This is a genomic window from Pseudomonas aeruginosa, assembly GCF_001457615.1.
Lineage (GTDB): Bacteria > Pseudomonadota > Gammaproteobacteria > Pseudomonadales > Pseudomonadaceae > Pseudomonas > Pseudomonas aeruginosa.
This window is the reverse complement of sequence record NZ_LN831024.1, coordinates 2,393,743-2,409,201: the sequence shown is the minus strand read 5'-3', so window position 1 is coordinate 2,409,201 and position 15,459 is coordinate 2,393,743. Positions and strand designations below refer to the sequence as shown.

Sequence of the window (15,459 nt, the reverse complement as noted above, 5' to 3'; positions counted from 1 at the left end):
TTTTTACCTACACAGGAAAAAATCATGGCTACCCAGAAATCCCCTCTTTCGAACTCTCGACTTCTAACGATCGGCTACCAGCTCTATGAAAGCCGTCATAGCGATTGGGAACGTCGTGGCAAGCCACGGCAAATTCCCTACCTGCGCTTGAGTGGCGACCGGCTGGAGGCTGCGGGCTTTGAGGTTGGCTGCAAGGTGAGCATTCAGGTCACCAGGCGGCGCCTTGTCATGCACGTAGTTGAGGATTGAGGCCAAGCGCCCCTCGGGCAGAGGGTATCTGCTCAGGGGGCGCTGGTTTCTCTGTGAACCTTCATCCCATTCCTGCCGCATCTCGCCCTGCGCTCGCGCACCAGGCATCGTAGGAAAACGTCGCTCAGACACCCTTGTCTCCTCGAGCTGAAGCCAGCATGGGAGAGCAAGCTCAGCGTGGAGCGAACTCCTGTGACCTGCCCCCAGTTTTAGTACCGCTGCCTAGTTAGTAGGCCCTGGGGTTGATATTAATTTTTCCTGCTTCAGCTGCTGCTGGCGAGTTCGCCAACTTGCAGCAAATTCTGCCGGGTTGAGATTGCCAATCGCGCTGTGCGGTCGGTGTTCGTTGTAATCCCGCCGCCAGGCCGCGATGCGGATTCTCGCTTCGGCCAGCGAACAGAACCAGTGCTCATTGAGGCATTCGTCCCGGAACTTACCGTTGAACGACTCGATGAAGGCATTCTGCGTGGGCTTACCAGGCTGAATCAGCTTCAGCTTGATGTCGCGCTGATAGGCCCATTGATCGAGTGCCTTGCCGGTGAGCTCGGGCCCCTGGTCGGTGCGGATCGCTTTCGGGTAGCCGCGAAACCGCGCCACCTCGTCCAGCGCCCGTGTGACGCGAAAGCCGCTGATACCGTGCTCCACCAGGATGCCGACCGACTCCTTGGTGAAGTCATCGACCACCGTCAGGCATTTGATCCGCCGTCCGGTGCTCAGTGCATCGAAGACGAAGTCCATCGACCAGACCTGGTTTGGTGCGCTCGGCAAACTCAGACGTTCGCGCTCCACCGCGACGCCATGGCGGCGGCGCCGCCGTTTCACCATCAAGCCGGCAGCGCGGGTACAGGCGATAGATCCGCTTGTGGTTGACCTGCACGCCAGCACGCCGCAGCAGGATGTGCAGGCGGCGATAGCCAAAGCGCCGGCGCTCCTGGGCCAGTTCCACCAGTTGGGCTTGCAGCTCGGTGTTTTGCACACTGGCTCGCGGCTGGTAGCGCAACACCGAGCGGGACAGCCCGATCAACTGACAGGCACGACGCTCGGAGATGCCGGTTCGCGCCTGCATCTCCTGCACCGCCTCCCGCCGTGCTGTCGGGCTTACCCTTTTCCCCGGGCGACCACTTTCAGCGACTCGATGTCGAGGTGGGCCTCGGCGAGCAACTTCTTCAATCGGCTGTTTTCCAGTTCAAGATCCTTCAACCGTTTTGCGTCCGCCACGGTCATACCGCCAAACTTGGCCCGCCAGGTGTAGAACGAGGCATCACTGAAGCCGTGTCGGCGACACAGTTCCGTCACCGGCACACCGGCCTCCGCCTGCTTGAGGAAGTCGAGAATCTGCTCTTCGGTAAAACGCTTTTTCACTGCCGTCTCCTGCTTGGAAAACGGACTCTACTAAGTTTGACGTGGTACTGAAATCGGGGGGCAGGTCACCGTGACAACCGCACTCAACCGCAACACTTTCATGACAAACCATACTCCGATTGATTACTTTCAGAGCAGGTTGGACTAAGTTCCTGCATCCAAGACACAAACCACCTGGAAGGCGTAAGCACAGGACATGCACGAGACCAAAATCCCTTTCGGTGAGCGTGATGGCACCCTCTTTCGAGCGCACGAGGTTGAGAACGGGCTTCGGTGTGGCTGCGTATGCCCTGGCTGTAAACAACCCTTAAATGCCGCTAACAATGGCGAGAAGGTTGTCCCACATTTCCGCCATGCAAAATCGAATGACTGCTTTGATGGTTTCCGCGAAGGTGTCAGACGTGCAGCGGTCGCCCTGATTGCCCAGCACAAACAGCTAATTCTCCCTGCGCAGATAGAAACAGTTCGGGTTGCTACACAAGACGGCCGACTTTTGGAAGAAAAGGTCGATCTGAAACCAGTGCTGATACATGCACATCACGTTGAGCGGTTTGTTGACCTGGGCGGTTTGAGGGGGCATGCCGTCCTGCACCAATCCGAAAGGCAGCTGATCGTCCGGATCAAGCTTTCAACGCGGATGGAGCATGAGCGTTATCGCCAGCTCGAAGCCCTGGAACATTCCAGCATGGAGATAGATCTCCACCACCTGACTCTGGAGCAGATCAATGATCCAGCCAGATTCGAGCACGCGGTTCTGCATGACTCGGCAAACCGACTTTGGATCCGATCAATTCGCGGCGAAAAGCTCGCAGCAAAAGCCCTGCAAAAGCTTCAGTCACTGGCAGCCGAAATAAACGCTCAGTGGCAACTAGAACAGGCAGAGCTTCAAGCTGCTGAGCAAGCCCGGCAGATTGAGCTCGCCAATGAGAAGGCCGAACTGCAGCGCGCCCTGGAGGCCCATAGAGCCAAACAGCTTCAGATGGCGGCTACACAGTCAGCCACAACCCTGGACAACACGGTGCAGGGCCGAGCCGAGCTCATCGCCGGAACAATGCTGAAGGCCCTACAAGCATGGAGAGGGAGAGCCGTTGAGTGCACTGCCTGCTACTTGCTAAGCCCGCCTGACTCAAGGTTCTGCCATTACTGCGATGCGTCTACCAGCAAAGTTACCCCCGTACTTTTAGCGCCAGACATAGCTTCGACGCTTAAGCAAAGGATGCACTGCTCAGCAAAGCCAAGCATGTCAGCTAATGCAGTCCCTCACCTGATCGTAAACCCCGATGATGAACTGTTCACCGCTAATGAAGGCCTGATAAATTCCGCAACCCAGAGTCAGGCGACAAACGATGAAACTACTCAACACCTACGAAGACCGTGACGAAGCTGAAGAAGCCGCTGAGAAGCTGACAGGTGAGAAACGCCTAGCCAGCGAGCGCGACGCCACAGTCACCATTTACAACCTCTTTGGCATACCTAGCTGGGGCAACTTTCACCGACTGGGTATGTACAACTTGGGAGAGCTCAAGCTCATGCTGGAGCGTCGTGCAAGCTGGCAACCCGCTGACCAAGCAAGACATGCCGAGATAATCGCCACGCTAGAGACAGTAGCTAAAAACTATGGGGTCGATGTACCAAGGCACTGGCTGTAGTCACACAAGCCAGCGCCTATCAACTCTCTTAGACAATGCGGGCAAACATCTTGCTCAGGTAGGTCTGCCCACCGTCCTCCATGAATAGCACGTTGCGACTTTCCAGATCGGCCTTCTTTGTCGGGTCGCCCACGTTTAGCAGGTCGGCGAACTTCGTCGGCGAGAGGACAAAGGCATTCAAGACCAGCGGCGCTTCGCCCACCTTGGCCTGCGCCGCCAGCGTTGTTTCCAGTGTCTTCACTTCCTTGTACAGACCCCACTTGGGGTGCGACAGGTCGAGATTGCGCAGCCCCTTCGGATCGACAAACGTCAGCCACTGCTTACCGCTGGCATCGTCCACCAGCCACAGCAGGAAGTCCGGATAGAAGTTGCCCGCCAACGCGAAGCCCAGGCCTTTCTCTTCCCGATCCGCATTGCGCACCAGATACAGACTGCGCGGGCCAATCGCATCCTTGCCTTCGCTGGAGTTGTAGAACGCCTCCAGATCGCGGACAAACTCCCATTCGCTGGGCGCGTCAAAGGCCAGCGGGCGCAGTTTCAGCGGCACCGCATCCTTGTCCTCCAATGCCAGCAGCGGGTAGTACAAGTGGCGGTCGAAGCTGATGGCGACCATGTGTGGTGCATTCCATTTGCTGGCCTGAAGGGATCGGCATCGCCCAAGCGCAACGCCAATTCACCTTACTGCTCTTGATGTTGACCACGCGAACAACCCCATTTTCCCCCTTCGCTCAGCACAGTCCCCCGCAGCATGATGGCAGCGCATCGATCCAGGCAGGCCTTTCGGCCACATGGAAAAAGTTGACAAAGATTGTTAACCTTCAAGCCGTGAATTTTTACATTCTAGGTAGCAGCTACATGAAGCCATGGTCAGCAGGAAATGCAATCAAATCTAGACGTAAGTCTCTGGACATGTCGCTAGAAGCTCTGGGAGAAAAGCTGGGCGTTACCAAGTCTTTCATGAGTTATGTCGAGTCAGACGAGCGCGCCCTTACTGAGGATCAGGCTTCGATTCTGTCAGGTATCGTGGGCATCCCAATCGATCTCCTACTGCTTAGCGCAGGCCGACTCCCAACGGATGTTAGAGAGGCAATCTCATCCGATGCCGCCGAGGTGACAGCATCCGTACGACAGCACTTTGAGCAACACGCAGTTGAATATCCCGACCGCCCAACACGTCCACTTCCGCCCGTGTCAAGCTCGGACGAGCATCTTTCGCCCTCGGGCATCCCCGAGCGCGTCGAGGTTAGTAAATCCACGACCGAGTACCGGGCGCACAGCTATCACACCAAAGTTCCTCCCGAGGCGATTCGCCCCTTCATTCGAGCCCTTACCAAGCCTGGAGAGCTTGTCCTTGACCCTTTCTCGGGATCGGGCATGACAGGTGTCGCGGCGCTAATGGAAGGCCGCAATGCGCTGCTCTCCGATTTGTCGCCTGCTGCAGTCCACATTTCAAGAAACTACACAACGCCTTGTGACCCAAAGGAGTTCTCCAGGGCCCTCAAGAAGGTAGCGGAGCAGGTCGATCCAACCATGCGCTGGCTCTACCAACCTATCATGCAGCCAGGACAGACTATCGAGTACACAACTTGGAGTGATGTTTTCAGGTGCGGTGAATGCCAAAAGGACATTCTCTACTGGGATGTTGTCCATACGGCAGGTGGAACCGATGCTCGTGGGCTTACCTGTCCACACTGTGACACGTATCTGCGCAAAAGCGATCTCGTCTGGATATCGGAAATACCCGTGCAGACTCACGTGTCCGCCGGGAGCACCAGAATCTCCGCCCACGCCCCAACCCAGCATGAGTTGGAATTGATCGAGGAAGCAAATGAAGCTCCCATCCCCTATTGGATACCCCGCGTTCCATTCGGGTCCGAGCGGGAGATGTGGAGAGCCTCCCACACGGGCATGGGCATATCCGAAGTCAGTCACTTTTTCACCAGGCGGAACCTGCATGCCCTTGCCGCGCTTCGCCATTCGATTGTCACCACCTCGGAGGGACGCATTCGCGAAGCCTTGATGTTCGCCTTCACGGCCTGCGTCAACCGCGCCTCCCGCCGCTATCAATGGAACGCGAAGCGCCCCACGAACGTGATGACGGGCACTCTATACATCTCATCACTCCGGTACGAGTGGAATGTCTGGAGCCTATTCCGGAGAAAAGCTGCCGACGTGAAACGATACTTTGAGAGATTCCCCGAAACGTCAGCCACGGCCCAGGTGATGAACAGGTCGGCCACAGACCTCTCCTGCCTGCCCGATGGCTCCGTATCCATGGTTTTCATGGACCCGCCTTTCGGGTCCAACATCTTCTACGCGGACAGTTCCCTGCTGTGGGAGGCATGGCTTGGCTCCCTGACCGACAACACGGAGGAAATCGTGGTTAATAAGAGCCGAGGCAGGGTCGGGGGCGGAAAGACCATGGACGATTATGGTCATTTAATGACGAAGGCCTTTTCCGAGGCTGCGCGAGTATTGAAGCCAGGTGGCTATGCCGTGCTTGCCTTCTCGAACTCCGACGATCAGGTATGGATGGAAATTCAAAAGGCCATGGCGGAGGCGAAGCTCGAAACCCACACGGTGCACATCCTCGATAAAGGGCAACCGTCGATCAAAGGCGTTAAGGGCGTCACAGGCAAAGAGAGCGTAACAACGCTCGACCTTCTCATCACCATGAGGAGGCCTGCGCATTGCGCCAAGGACATGAGCAGTACTATGGCTTCGACGGCATTCATTGACGGGGCCGTCAAAAGTGCCCTCTTGAATGGTACCAGCCGAACTGATGATATTTATTCGGCTGTAATTCAAGCCTTGCTCGCAAAGAACTACAGTCTTTCCGGAATCACGATGCCAAACATTGCGCAACGGTGCGCGCGCCTCGGCGCCAGTGAAGTCGGGGGCAAGTGGACCTTGCAAAACATGGAAGTCCAGGAAAAGCGCGACTTTATCAAAGAATACCTTTCATCAAAAGACAGCCTTCCCATCACGATGATGGCTCCAGCCCCGAAGAAGGCACCAGCTGCGCCACTGGTTCCAGGCGGACGCAACAGTGCGCTCTACACAGCACATAGTTACCACACGAAGGTGCCGCCCGAGGCAATCATCCCTTTCATCGAGCACTTTACGAAACCGGGGGATGTGGTTCTGGATCCGTTCTGCGGATCCGGCATGACGGGTGTCGCGGCCGCCTTGGCCGGCCGTCTGGCAATTCTCAACGATCTGTCGCCCGCTGCCGTCCACCTCGCATGGAACCACACTCACCCCTGCGCCCCAGAGGATCTCGAAGCCGCGTTTGCCGAGATCGAGGAAAAAGTGGGCCTGCGTATGCGGGAAATTTATGGCACCACGGATGAGAGCGGTGCGCCTGCGCTGCTCCATTGGACCATGTGGAGCACCAGGCACAAGTGCCCCCACTGCGGAAAGAGCTTCGCTCTTTGGGATGCCATCGACCGATACGAAGGGCGCATAGGCTCCACTATTACCTGCCCTCTTTGCGAGCACGAAATCGTTCGAAAAAAACTCCCCACAATCGACTCGGTACCCGCCTGGCTTGCTTATGAGACGACGGACGGGCGGAGACTGGAGCGCAAGGCCGAAAAGAGCGACATCACCAAGGCCCTATCATTTTCAAGAAAGGATATTGAGGACTGGTTCCCGTCGGTCGACATAGGCCCGGACAGGGAGATGTATATCCGCTGCGCACTCCAGAACAAGAATGTCCGGGAAGTTGCGGACTTCTACACAGACAGAAACCTACTCGCACTGTCGCTGATCTGGAGTGCCATCGGAGAGATCACCGATAAGCGCAAGCGACTGGCAATGGCCTTCGCCTTCACCAATACGTCATGGCATGGAACGCGTATGCGGCGCTACAACGCGCGCGGCGGCCAGCGCCCGCTGACGGGAACACTCTACATCCCACAACTATCTTCTGAGTGCAACGTTTTCGAAGTCATGCGCAACAAGATCGCGCAGTTGAAAAGATACTATGCCACCTTCCAGCCTACGGCCGAACAGATGCCGTTTGTCTTGAACGGGAGCGCCACCGACCTTGCAGATGTGCAAGACGGGAGCATTGACTATGTCTTCACTGACCCGCCCTTCGGATCGAACCTTTTTTACGCCGACTGCAACCTGATCTGGGAGTCATGGCTTGGCAGAATCACGGACCCAACCAATGAGGCGGTTGTCAACAAATCACTTGCCGAATCGGCCGGCGGTAAGACACTGGCTGGGTATGAAGCACTAATGACGGGAGCAATGCGCGAGATAGCTCGTGTACTTAAACCGGGCGGTTGGGCCACTGTCGTCTTCCATAACACCGACGGAGGAGTCTGGGCAGCCCTTCAGAGCGCGGCGAAGGAAGCAGGCTTTGAGTTCCATGAGGCGGCATCCCTTGATCGCAAGCAACAGAGCCACAAAGGCTACAAGGGTCGCAGCGGGCAGGAGGACGTCGCCCATTTCGACGTAGTGATGAACCTTCGCAAACCCGAGAAGGTCAAGACAACCCCACCCAGGAAGACAGCCAAGGCATTCGACCTTCCGGCGTTAGTAGCCGAGCTTGCCACCACCCCCCAATTTGCGGTCCGCGGCGTCCAGGGAATTCATGCGGAAGTAATGCGCCGCCTGGCCTCCACGGATGCCAGTATTTTTGTCGACTTCTCAGACATCCGAGAACTTATGGAGAAAGCGTCACAACCAGAACAAGGTTCACTGATCGAGTAACGCCTGCACCAGATCCAGTAGCATCGATACCTCGGCGCCATCCGGCCTCGCCGGAATGGCGCCAACGCCATCGAACACCATAATTTCGCCAGGGCACTGGCGCCGACCGCCGCCCCTCTCAAAAAACACAAACTCCGTACCCGGATAAACCACAAAGGCAGCCTTCATATCCGTGATCGCATCCCGGTATGTGTGCATTTTGTACAGATCAGCGCGGACGAATGAAGCCTCATCATCTTGACCATCCTCCAACGATGTCAGCCACTGCAATCGATACTTCGCGTCAAAGGCAAAACGCGCCCCATTGAGGGTCAAAACGACGTCCGGCCTTAGCGGAGTAGAATAAGCGGCCCCAGCCGACCTGACGTAGGAGGGGTTGAAGGCGACGGCTACGCTGGCTGACAGCCGCACGACAAGGCCGCGATCAAGACCTTCGCCCAGGGCACTGCGCGAAACCGTTACAGAGCCAGCTGAGATGCCCATGACCAAGGAAACAGCTTCGAGCACCTTGAGGAACACCCAATACTCATACAACAGCGCGACATCTTTTCCTTGGAGCAGCCGTTGGACCTCCCTTTCAGAAGTGGGCAAGGACTGATGCGCCCCCAGCTGCAGCCAAAGATCCAGAATGTCCTTGTAGCCCTCCACCTTGGCAAGAGCATGAGTAGGGCCAGTGAATGCTGTTAGAACACCGACCTCTGATAGGAATAGCGACCTCGAGGCTGTCTCGAGAATGGTTGCCATTTCCCGGCAATCGGAGCGCATTTGAATATGGATGTTCCGGTCATCGAGCAGCTTATATACGATGGTCAAGCACTCTCCGAGAAAGTGCTTGACAAAGCGATTCTCGGGGGTGTCGAAAGACAGTCGCCGTGATGACACTGATACCCGCGCTGGAAAATGCTCTACAGGAGGTACCCCAATTTTGAGGGCCCGTGCTAACGGACTACCGGCGACAGCGTAGTGCTCGCGTACCGTAATCAGTCGATCTGGCCGATTAAATATATCGGTAACCGAGCGCGCATCGAAGCTACGAACCCGCTCAGCGGGAACTACCGGCCGCTCCAACACAAACCTCCGAGTCGGATTCCGTTCCACAACTGCAAAAAAATCTTGTAGGCGCAGTCCTGCCTCCCGCCGAAGGATGACTTCTCGCAGAAACTGCAGCTGGTGATACGGAATTGGAGACTTAGAGTCCCCAGACGCAATCGCGGAAAAGCCTGCGGGCGAACGCCACCCAAACACCAAGTTCGATGATAAACGCGATACCTGCTCGAGCAGGCCAGAAACCCCTTCCTCGCCGAGTTTGGATGAGGAAACCCGCAGGGTCACTCCGGCAAAGCGGGCCGTCCCTACAAAGTTTTTGAAAGCCAGCACGCCCATCTTGTCACCGATAGGTTCATAGCCCACTTCAAGCAGTGCACCAACTTCCGAAGCAGACGGCGCCTCCGGGAATTCAATGACGTACTCGACGTTCTCCGCCAGGTCGACAACGTCCCCGACAAGAGCTGAGCTCAACCCATCGCAGCGCCGAGGGCGGTATTCGAATGCAATCTTACTCACTTGAAAAAGGTCACAAAGCCGAATCCGCGCAACCGTTCCAGCATTTCAAAACCACGGCAATAAGACTTCGGGAGCTTCGCTGCATCATCGCACCTGATAGTCTGAATGTCCTGGTCAGATCCGGGCATAGCGAGATCACGGAAATACCAAAGCAGAGTGCAAAGAGTTTCCTCCAGCCGGGCTCGGTTCCCCTGAATACGCGGCAAGATCTTCTGAAGAACGGCCCCATCAAGTGCTCGGAGCATAGCAGTATCGTTTACGTCCTCAGGGAGGATGCTGCTATAAATCTGCATGAAACAACCGATCTCTGAGGCAGATCTGTAGCCAAAGTGAAGCTGTGCCCTTTCCAAAATCCGGTTTATCGAAACAAGGTGGTCATGCGCTTCTTGTGACAAATCCTTAAACGCAGCGGTCGTAGGTAAACGGAACGGCGGTAATTCTTCAGGAAAGCGGTAGCCGTTCTGAACAGCTGCGGCAACACCATACCTCATACCATCCAAGTCAACGTCATTGAACTCAATCACCATCGAACGGTCCAGCACCTTAGGACTGAAGCCAAAAGTCGTTTCGTCGACGTTGACGGTACCAGTCACTATCAGATTGGTGGGGATAGGTAGAGCATTTGGAACGTCCACATCCACAGCGGCCTGGCCTGGGCCGATGAGGCTGGCAGTTGCCGCAGCATGTCGATGCAGTGGGATGGGTTGCTGACTGATCGCACCGTCTTGTTGGTACCGCCTACTCTCCGCACACGCAAGCCAGTCGCTGAAATAGTGCTCTACGCGCGCCAAATTCATCTCATCGAGTAGCATGAAATAACGGGGGGCGGCAGCCTTTTCCGGGGCATCCTCCAGAGCCTTTGCGGCTCTGAGCATTAGGTCTAGAGCTTGAGTCGACTCGTATCTTCCGGTGATCGGGTTCACAAAACCGATAATGGACTGATTGTCGATCCAGTCAGGCCGCACGGGCACTAGGGCAAAACGAGATTTATCGCTTTTGCATTTATCGGGGGCAAAGATAAATGCATCACCAACTGCAGGCGCACGACCTGCCGGTTTAGTAGTTGGAAGCACTTCCCTAGTCGAAGAGTAGAATTCCGCCACCAGCTCCGCCATCTTCGACTTGCCTGTGCCGCTAACACCGGCCAGGATCACAAATGGCTTAGCAGCAATGGATGCGACATACCTAGCCAGCAAGTCTGGCTCAAAGTAGAAGCCCCGATCAAGACAGAATTGCCAGAGTGACACGTTGGTGCCTCCAGTTATTTGGGGGACGCTGTTTGTCGCCATCGCCCCTGATAGCAAGGCCTCATGATTTTTGAGGTATTCGGGAAAAAGTTCGGGCTTAAGAGTCACAATGCTGGCCACGCCGAAGGAAACATCCTTGGTAACGCGGTGTATCCCTGTAACCAGCGCCGCGTTAATGTCCTCCTCTTTTACCTGGACCGACGGGGATCCCTCCCCCTTCTCCATGCGCTTCTCCAACCATCGCCTGTCATAGGCCACCAGAACACGCCGACTCGGCGAATAACCCATGACTAGGTCAATGGCTCCGTCATGGTCCATACCATCCCCCTTGGAGGGAGCGTTGGTAATCTGGATACGGTTTTCCTTTGCGTCACGGCCGCCACCACCATGAGTAATCTCATAAACCCAGAGGCGAAATTTTCTGAAATCGCCCACATCATCAGTCCATTCCAGCATGACTGGATTCTGCGGCGAGGAAGGAATGCTCGAGCATCCGTATCCAGTGGAAGCGAACCCGCTGGTCATTTCCTGTAGATCATTTATCGAAAGAGCCATCTATCGAATCTTTTGCAACCTATGTTGATATTGCCATCGATAGTCTCAGCTCTGAGCGCGGGGGTAAATGCCTCTCATGAGGCATAACCGATAGGGCTGCGCAGGGAGTCCTGCCTTAGCCTGTAGATCACTTCAGAAACGAAGCTCCATGCAATCACGATCATGCGCAGGCAAAGCGCGTCAGCGCATTGGGTCCTCGAGGGGGATATTCGTGGCTGTTTCGAAAACATCAGCCGCGACTGGCTGCTCGCCAACACGCCCATGGATAAAGCGATTCTGCGCAAATGGCTTCGAGCGGGGTATGTCGATCAGGGAAGGGCTCGACCATGCTGGCATGCCATACAGAACCCGGGCGTGATGCCCTAGTTCAGCCGCCCCCGGGCAAGCAATGACAAAGCCTATTCCGCACGGTCATGTACTGCCCACTGTGGCCGGAGCGGCCCTTCGATATGCTCGAGCAAGCCAAGATCTGGGCAAACCGTTTCGTGGACTGGTACAACCACCAGCACCGCCACAGAGCACTGAAGTTCGTGACCCCGGCGCAGCGACATGCCGGCCAGGCGGAAAAACTGCTGAAAAGACGTATCGATCTGTATGAGGTGGCGCACGCACGACAGCCGGAGCGCTGGAGCGGCAACATCAGGAATTGGCCGCTGGCACCAATCACGTACCTGAACCCGGAGTTGGATATGGTACTAAAGCAAACATCAAACGCAGCGTGACACACTCACGCAACAACCACCTTGAAATCCGCCACCCACACTCCCTCAGCAACACGCTCGAATGATGTGGCATGAAGGCAGTCTCAATTGGCAACCAAAATAGGCAAATTCGAATTAGCAACGGAAAACGCCCTGCATAAAAAATCCAGTCACCGTTAAGTGACTGGATTTTTTAGGGTTTTTTGGTCGGGACGGAGTGATTCGAACACTCGACCCCTTGCACCCCATGCAAGTGCGCTACCAGGCTGCGCTACGCCCCGACTGTACTTCCAAGCTCAGTGACTGTGCTTCCGAAGTGAGCCGCACTATATACTAAGCTTCTGATAAGTGGAAGTTTTTTTTTGCTTCCGTCACTTCTTCAGGACCAGCAGGACTTCCTCCAGCTCGGCGATCATCTGGCGGATGAGCTGTTTGTACTGGGTGACGTCGTCCTTGGCCTCGTCGCCGGAGAGGCGCTGGCGCGCCCCGCCGATGGTGAAGCCCTGGTCGTAGAGGAGCGCGCGGATCTGGCGGATCATCAGCACGTCCTGGCGCTGATAATAGCGGCGGTTTCCGCGGCGCTTCACCGGGTTGAGCTGCGGGAACTCCTGCTCCCAGTAGCGCAGCACGTGGGGCTTGACCGCGCACAAGTCGCTGACTTCGCCGATGGTGAAGTAGCGCTTGCCGGGAATCGGTGGCAGCTCGTCGTTATGACTTGGTTCCAGCATATGCCTCAACCCTGGCCTTCAGTTTCTGCCCTGGACGAAAGGTGACAACGCGGCGGGCCGTGATCGGGATTTCTTCGCCGGTCTTCGGGTTGCGTCCGGGGCGCTGGCGCTTGTCGCGCAGGTCGAAGTTGCCGAAACCGGACAACTTGACCTGCTCGTTGTGCTCCAGCGCCTGGCGGATCTCTTCGAAGAACAGCTCCACCAACTCCTTGGCTTCCCGTTTGTTCAGGCCCAGCTCTTCGTACAGACGTTCCGCAATTTCAGCTTTCGTCAGAGCCCCCATACGCTATTTCCTTAACGTGGCATTGAACCTTTCTTCCAACGACGTGACGATGTTCTGCGTCGTGCTATTGACTTCATCGTCATTAAGAGTGCGCGATGGATGCTGCCAGGTCAAGCCGACGGCAAGGCTTTTTCTATGCGGATCAATGCCTTTACCGTGATACACATCAAACAGCCTGAGGTCCGTCAGCCATTCGCCGGCCGCCGCACGGATTTGTGTCAGGATGTCTTGTGCCGGCACGTCCTGGTCCACCAACAGCGCCAGGTCGCGGCGCACTTCGGGGAAGCGTGACAGCTCGCGGAACTTCGGCAGGTGACCGTCGACCACTTCGGCCAACAGCAGCTCGAAGAGGAACACCGGCTGCTCGAGGTCGAGTTTCTTCGCCAGTTCCGGATGCAGCGCACCCAGGTAGCCGACCAGCCGCCCTTCCCGCTCGATGCGTGCGGTCTGCCCCGGGTGCAGCGCCGGGTGCTCGCCGGGCACGAAGCTGAAGTCGCCGAGGGCGCCGGCACTGGCCAGCACTGCCTCGACATCGGCTTTGGCGTCGAAGAAGTCCACGCCGTCACGGCCATTGGCCCAGCCTTCCGGCAGGCGCTTGCCGCAGATGGCGCCGGCGAGCATGGCTTCCTGCTTCAGGCCTTCCAGTTGACCGACGAAGCGCAGGCCGCTTTCGAACAGGCGGACCCGCGACTGCTGGCGGTTGAGGTTGTGCTGCAGCGCCTTGACCAGGCCCGGCCAGAGGCTGGAACGCATCGCCGCCATGTCGGCGGAGATCGGGTTGGCCAGGGTCAGCGGCTGGGTGCCCGGATCGAACAGTTCGAACAGGGCCGGATCGATGAAGCTGAAGGTGATCGCTTCCTGGTAGCCGCGGGCGACCAGCAGGCGCCGCAGCAGCGGCAGCGCGGCGCGCGCTTCCGGCTTGTTGTTCGGCGCCAGGCGCGCCTGCGGGTAGCGCACCGGCAGGCGGTTGTAGCCGTAGAGACGGGCCAGTTCCTCGATCAGGTCGACTTCCAGGGAAATGTCGAAGCGATGGCTCGGTACGCCGACTGACCACTGCCCTTCCCCGTCGGCTACCACCGTCAGCTCCAGGGCTTGCAGCAGGCGCACGATCTCGGCGGCGTCCAGCGGCATGCCGAGCATCTGGGTCACACGCTCGGCGCGCAGGGTGATCGGCGCGACCTTCGGCAGGTGCGCTTCGCTGACCTGCTCGACGATCGGCCCCGGCTCGCCGCCGACGATGTCGAGGATCAGGCGCGTCGCGCGCTCCATGGCCTTGCGCGCCAACTGGCTGTCGACGCCGCGCTCGAAGCGGTGCGAGGAGTCGGTGTGCAGGCCATAGGAGCGGGCCTTGCCGGCCAGGGCGATGGTGTCGAAGAACGCGGCTTCGAGGAACAGGTCGCGGGTGCTGTCGCTGACACCGCTGTGCTCGCCGCCCATCACCCCGGCGATGGCCAGGGCGCGCTGGTGGTCGGCGATCACCAGGGTGTCGGTGCGCAGGGTGATTTCCTGGCCGTCGAGCAGGACCAGCTTCTCGCCGTCCTCGGCCATGCGCACGCGCACGCCGCCGTTGATCTCGGCAAGGTCGAAGGCATGCATCGGCTGGCCCAGTTCGATCATCACGTAGTTGGTGACGTCGACCACCGGGTCGATGCTGCGGATGTCGGAACGGCGCAGGCGCTCGACCATCCACAACGGGGTCGGCCGGCTCAGGTCGACGTTGCGGATCACCCGGCCGAGGTAGCGCGGGCAGGCAGCCGGCGCGGCGAGTTCGACCGGACGGGTCTCGTCGTGCTGCGCGGCGACCGCGTCCACCGCCACCGGCGCCAGCGGTACGTCGTAGATGGCGCTGACTTCGCGGGCCAGGCCGGCGAGCGACAGGCAGTCACCGCGGTTCGGGGTCAGGCCGACCTCGATGGTGTAGTCGTCCAGCTCCAGGTAGGTGCGGACGTCCTGGCCGACCGGCGCGTCGGCCGGCAGCTCGAGCAGACCGGCGTTCTCTTCGCTGATCTGCAATTCCTTGGCCGAGCAGAGCATGCCGAAGGACTCGACGCCGCGCAGCTTGGCTTTCTTGATCTTGAAGTCGCCCGGCAGTTCGGCGCCGATCATGGCGAAGGGAATCTTCAGGCCCGCGCGCACGTTGGGCGCACCGCAGACGACCTGGAAGGTCTCGCTGCCGTTGCTGACCTGGCAGACGCGCAGCTTGTCGGCGTCCGGATGCTGTTCGGTCGAGAGCACCTCACCGACCACCACGCCGCTGAAGGCGCCGGCGACCGGCAGGTCGGCGTCGACCTCGAGGCCGACCATGGACAGGCGAGCGACCAGCTCGTCATGGGAAACCTGCGGATTTGCCCAGCTCCGCAGCCACTTTTCACTGAATTTCATCCTGTTCTCCTAAGG

11 protein-coding genes, 1 tRNA gene and 1 pseudogene are annotated in these 15,459 nt (G+C 57.8%); 5 read left to right on the top strand and 8 right to left on the bottom strand.

Annotated elements, in window-relative coordinates; all coding sequences use genetic code 11:
- Nucleotides 1–24 precede the first annotated feature (24 nt).
- The gene (locus tag AT700_RS11325) at nt 25–249 is read left to right on the top strand and encodes a SymE family type I addiction module toxin (protein ID WP_048521061.1); all 225 of its coding nucleotides are present in this window, start codon (nt 25–27) and stop codon (nt 247–249) included.
- A 222-nt stretch (nt 250–471) separates the two neighbouring features.
- On the opposite strand, the pseudogene AT700_RS11320 reads toward AT700_RS11325, so the two are convergent.
- Nucleotides 472–1,611: pseudogene (locus AT700_RS11320) on the bottom strand (IS3-like element ISPa32 family transposase).
- A 196-nt stretch (nt 1,612–1,807) separates the two neighbouring features.
- On the opposite strand from AT700_RS11320, the gene AT700_RS30150 reads away from it, so the two are divergent.
- Together AT700_RS30150 and AT700_RS29380 are read left to right on the top strand one after the other, a co-directional pair.
- The gene (locus AT700_RS30150) at nt 1,808–2,989 is read left to right on the top strand and encodes a hypothetical protein (protein ID WP_153962790.1); all 1,182 of its coding nucleotides are present in this window, start codon (nt 1,808–1,810) and stop codon (nt 2,987–2,989) included.
- Nucleotides 2,958–3,260: a hypothetical protein gene (locus tag AT700_RS29380; protein ID WP_033943647.1), complete on the top strand. Its 303-nt coding sequence runs from the start codon at nt 2,958–2,960 to the stop codon at nt 3,258–3,260. Before AT700_RS30150 ends, AT700_RS29380 begins: the two co-directional genes overlap by 32 nt.
- Nucleotides 3,261–3,288: 28 nt before the next feature.
- On the opposite strand, the gene AT700_RS11310 is transcribed toward AT700_RS29380, so the two are convergent.
- A complete protein-coding gene (locus AT700_RS11310) occupies nt 3,289–3,873 on the bottom strand; it encodes a hypothetical protein (RefSeq protein WP_033943646.1) in 585 nt (194 codons plus the stop codon).
- A 2-nt stretch (nt 3,874–3,875) separates the two neighbouring features.
- Between AT700_RS11310 and AT700_RS11305 the strand changes: the two genes are divergently transcribed.
- Nucleotides 3,876–7,985 carry a DNA methyltransferase gene (locus tag AT700_RS11305; RefSeq protein ID WP_078801563.1) on the top strand — a complete coding sequence of 1,370 codons (4,110 nt, stop codon included), beginning with the start codon at nt 3,876–3,878 and terminating at the stop codon, nt 7,983–7,985.
- Here AT700_RS11305 and AT700_RS29375 read toward each other — a convergent pair.
- Both AT700_RS29375 and AT700_RS11295 read right to left on the bottom strand, forming a co-directional pair.
- Nucleotides 7,971–9,548 carry a DUF2357 domain-containing protein gene (locus AT700_RS29375; protein WP_078801564.1) on the bottom strand — a complete coding sequence of 526 codons (1,578 nt, stop codon included), beginning with the start codon at nt 9,546–9,548 and terminating at the stop codon, nt 7,971–7,973. The genes AT700_RS11305 and AT700_RS29375 overlap by 15 nt on opposite strands.
- Entirely contained in the window at nt 9,545–11,251 is a 1,707-nt protein-coding gene (locus AT700_RS11295; RefSeq protein ID WP_033943644.1) for a hypothetical protein, read from the bottom strand. The genes AT700_RS29375 and AT700_RS11295 overlap by 4 nt, the downstream gene beginning before the upstream one ends.
- Nucleotides 11,252–11,799: 548 nt before the next feature.
- Here AT700_RS11295 and AT700_RS11290 point away from each other — a divergent pair.
- Nucleotides 11,800–12,072, top strand: a complete 273-nt coding sequence (locus AT700_RS11290) for a hypothetical protein (RefSeq protein ID WP_157243785.1) — start codon at nt 11,800–11,802, stop codon at nt 12,070–12,072.
- A gap of 183 nt (nt 12,073–12,255) precedes the next feature.
- Here AT700_RS11290 and AT700_RS11285 read toward each other — a convergent pair.
- From AT700_RS11285 to pheT, 4 genes are all read right to left on the bottom strand, one after another.
- Nucleotides 12,256–12,332, bottom strand: a tRNA-Pro gene (locus AT700_RS11285).
- A gap of 90 nt (nt 12,333–12,422) precedes the next feature.
- Nucleotides 12,423–12,779, bottom strand: a complete 357-nt coding sequence (locus AT700_RS11280; RefSeq protein ID WP_003090655.1) for a MerR family transcriptional regulator — start codon at nt 12,777–12,779, stop codon at nt 12,423–12,425.
- Complete coding sequence (gene ihfA, locus AT700_RS11275; RefSeq protein ID WP_003090661.1) at nt 12,760–13,062, bottom strand: integration host factor subunit alpha; 303 nt, start codon at nt 13,060–13,062, stop codon at nt 12,760–12,762. Before ihfA ends, AT700_RS11280 begins: the two co-directional genes overlap by 20 nt.
- A 3-nt stretch (nt 13,063–13,065) precedes the next feature.
- Nucleotides 13,066–15,444 (bottom strand): phenylalanine--tRNA ligase subunit beta, encoded by a 2,379-nt coding sequence (pheT, locus tag AT700_RS11270; RefSeq protein WP_023115260.1) that lies wholly within the window; start codon nt 15,442–15,444, stop codon nt 13,066–13,068.
- Between the last annotated feature and the right edge of the window lie 15 nt (nt 15,445–15,459).

Coding starts and splice junctions, on each gene's coding strand:
- AT700_RS11295 (WP_033943644.1), bottom strand. CDS start 11,251: ATGCTGGAATGGACTGATGATGTGGGCGATTTCAGAAAATTTCGCCTC.
- ihfA (WP_003090661.1), bottom strand. CDS start 13,062: ATGGGGGCTCTGACGAAAGCTGAAATTGCGGAACGTCTGTACGAAGAG.
- pheT (WP_023115260.1), bottom strand. CDS start 15,444: ATGAAATTCAGTGAAAAGTGGCTGCGGAGCTGGGCAAATCCGCAGGTT.
- AT700_RS30150 (WP_153962790.1), top strand. CDS start 1,808: ATGCACGAGACCAAAATCCCTTTCGGTGAGCGTGATGGCACCCTCTTT.
- AT700_RS11325 (WP_048521061.1), top strand. CDS start 25: ATGGCTACCCAGAAATCCCCTCTTTCGAACTCTCGACTTCTAACGATC.
- AT700_RS29380 (WP_033943647.1), top strand. CDS start 2,958: ATGAAACTACTCAACACCTACGAAGACCGTGACGAAGCTGAAGAAGCC.
- AT700_RS11310 (WP_033943646.1), bottom strand. CDS start 3,873: ATGGTCGCCATCAGCTTCGACCGCCACTTGTACTACCCGCTGCTGGCA.
- AT700_RS11280 (WP_003090655.1), bottom strand. CDS start 12,779: ATGCTGGAACCAAGTCATAACGACGAGCTGCCACCGATTCCCGGCAAG.
- AT700_RS11290 (WP_157243785.1), top strand. CDS start 11,800: ATGCTCGAGCAAGCCAAGATCTGGGCAAACCGTTTCGTGGACTGGTAC.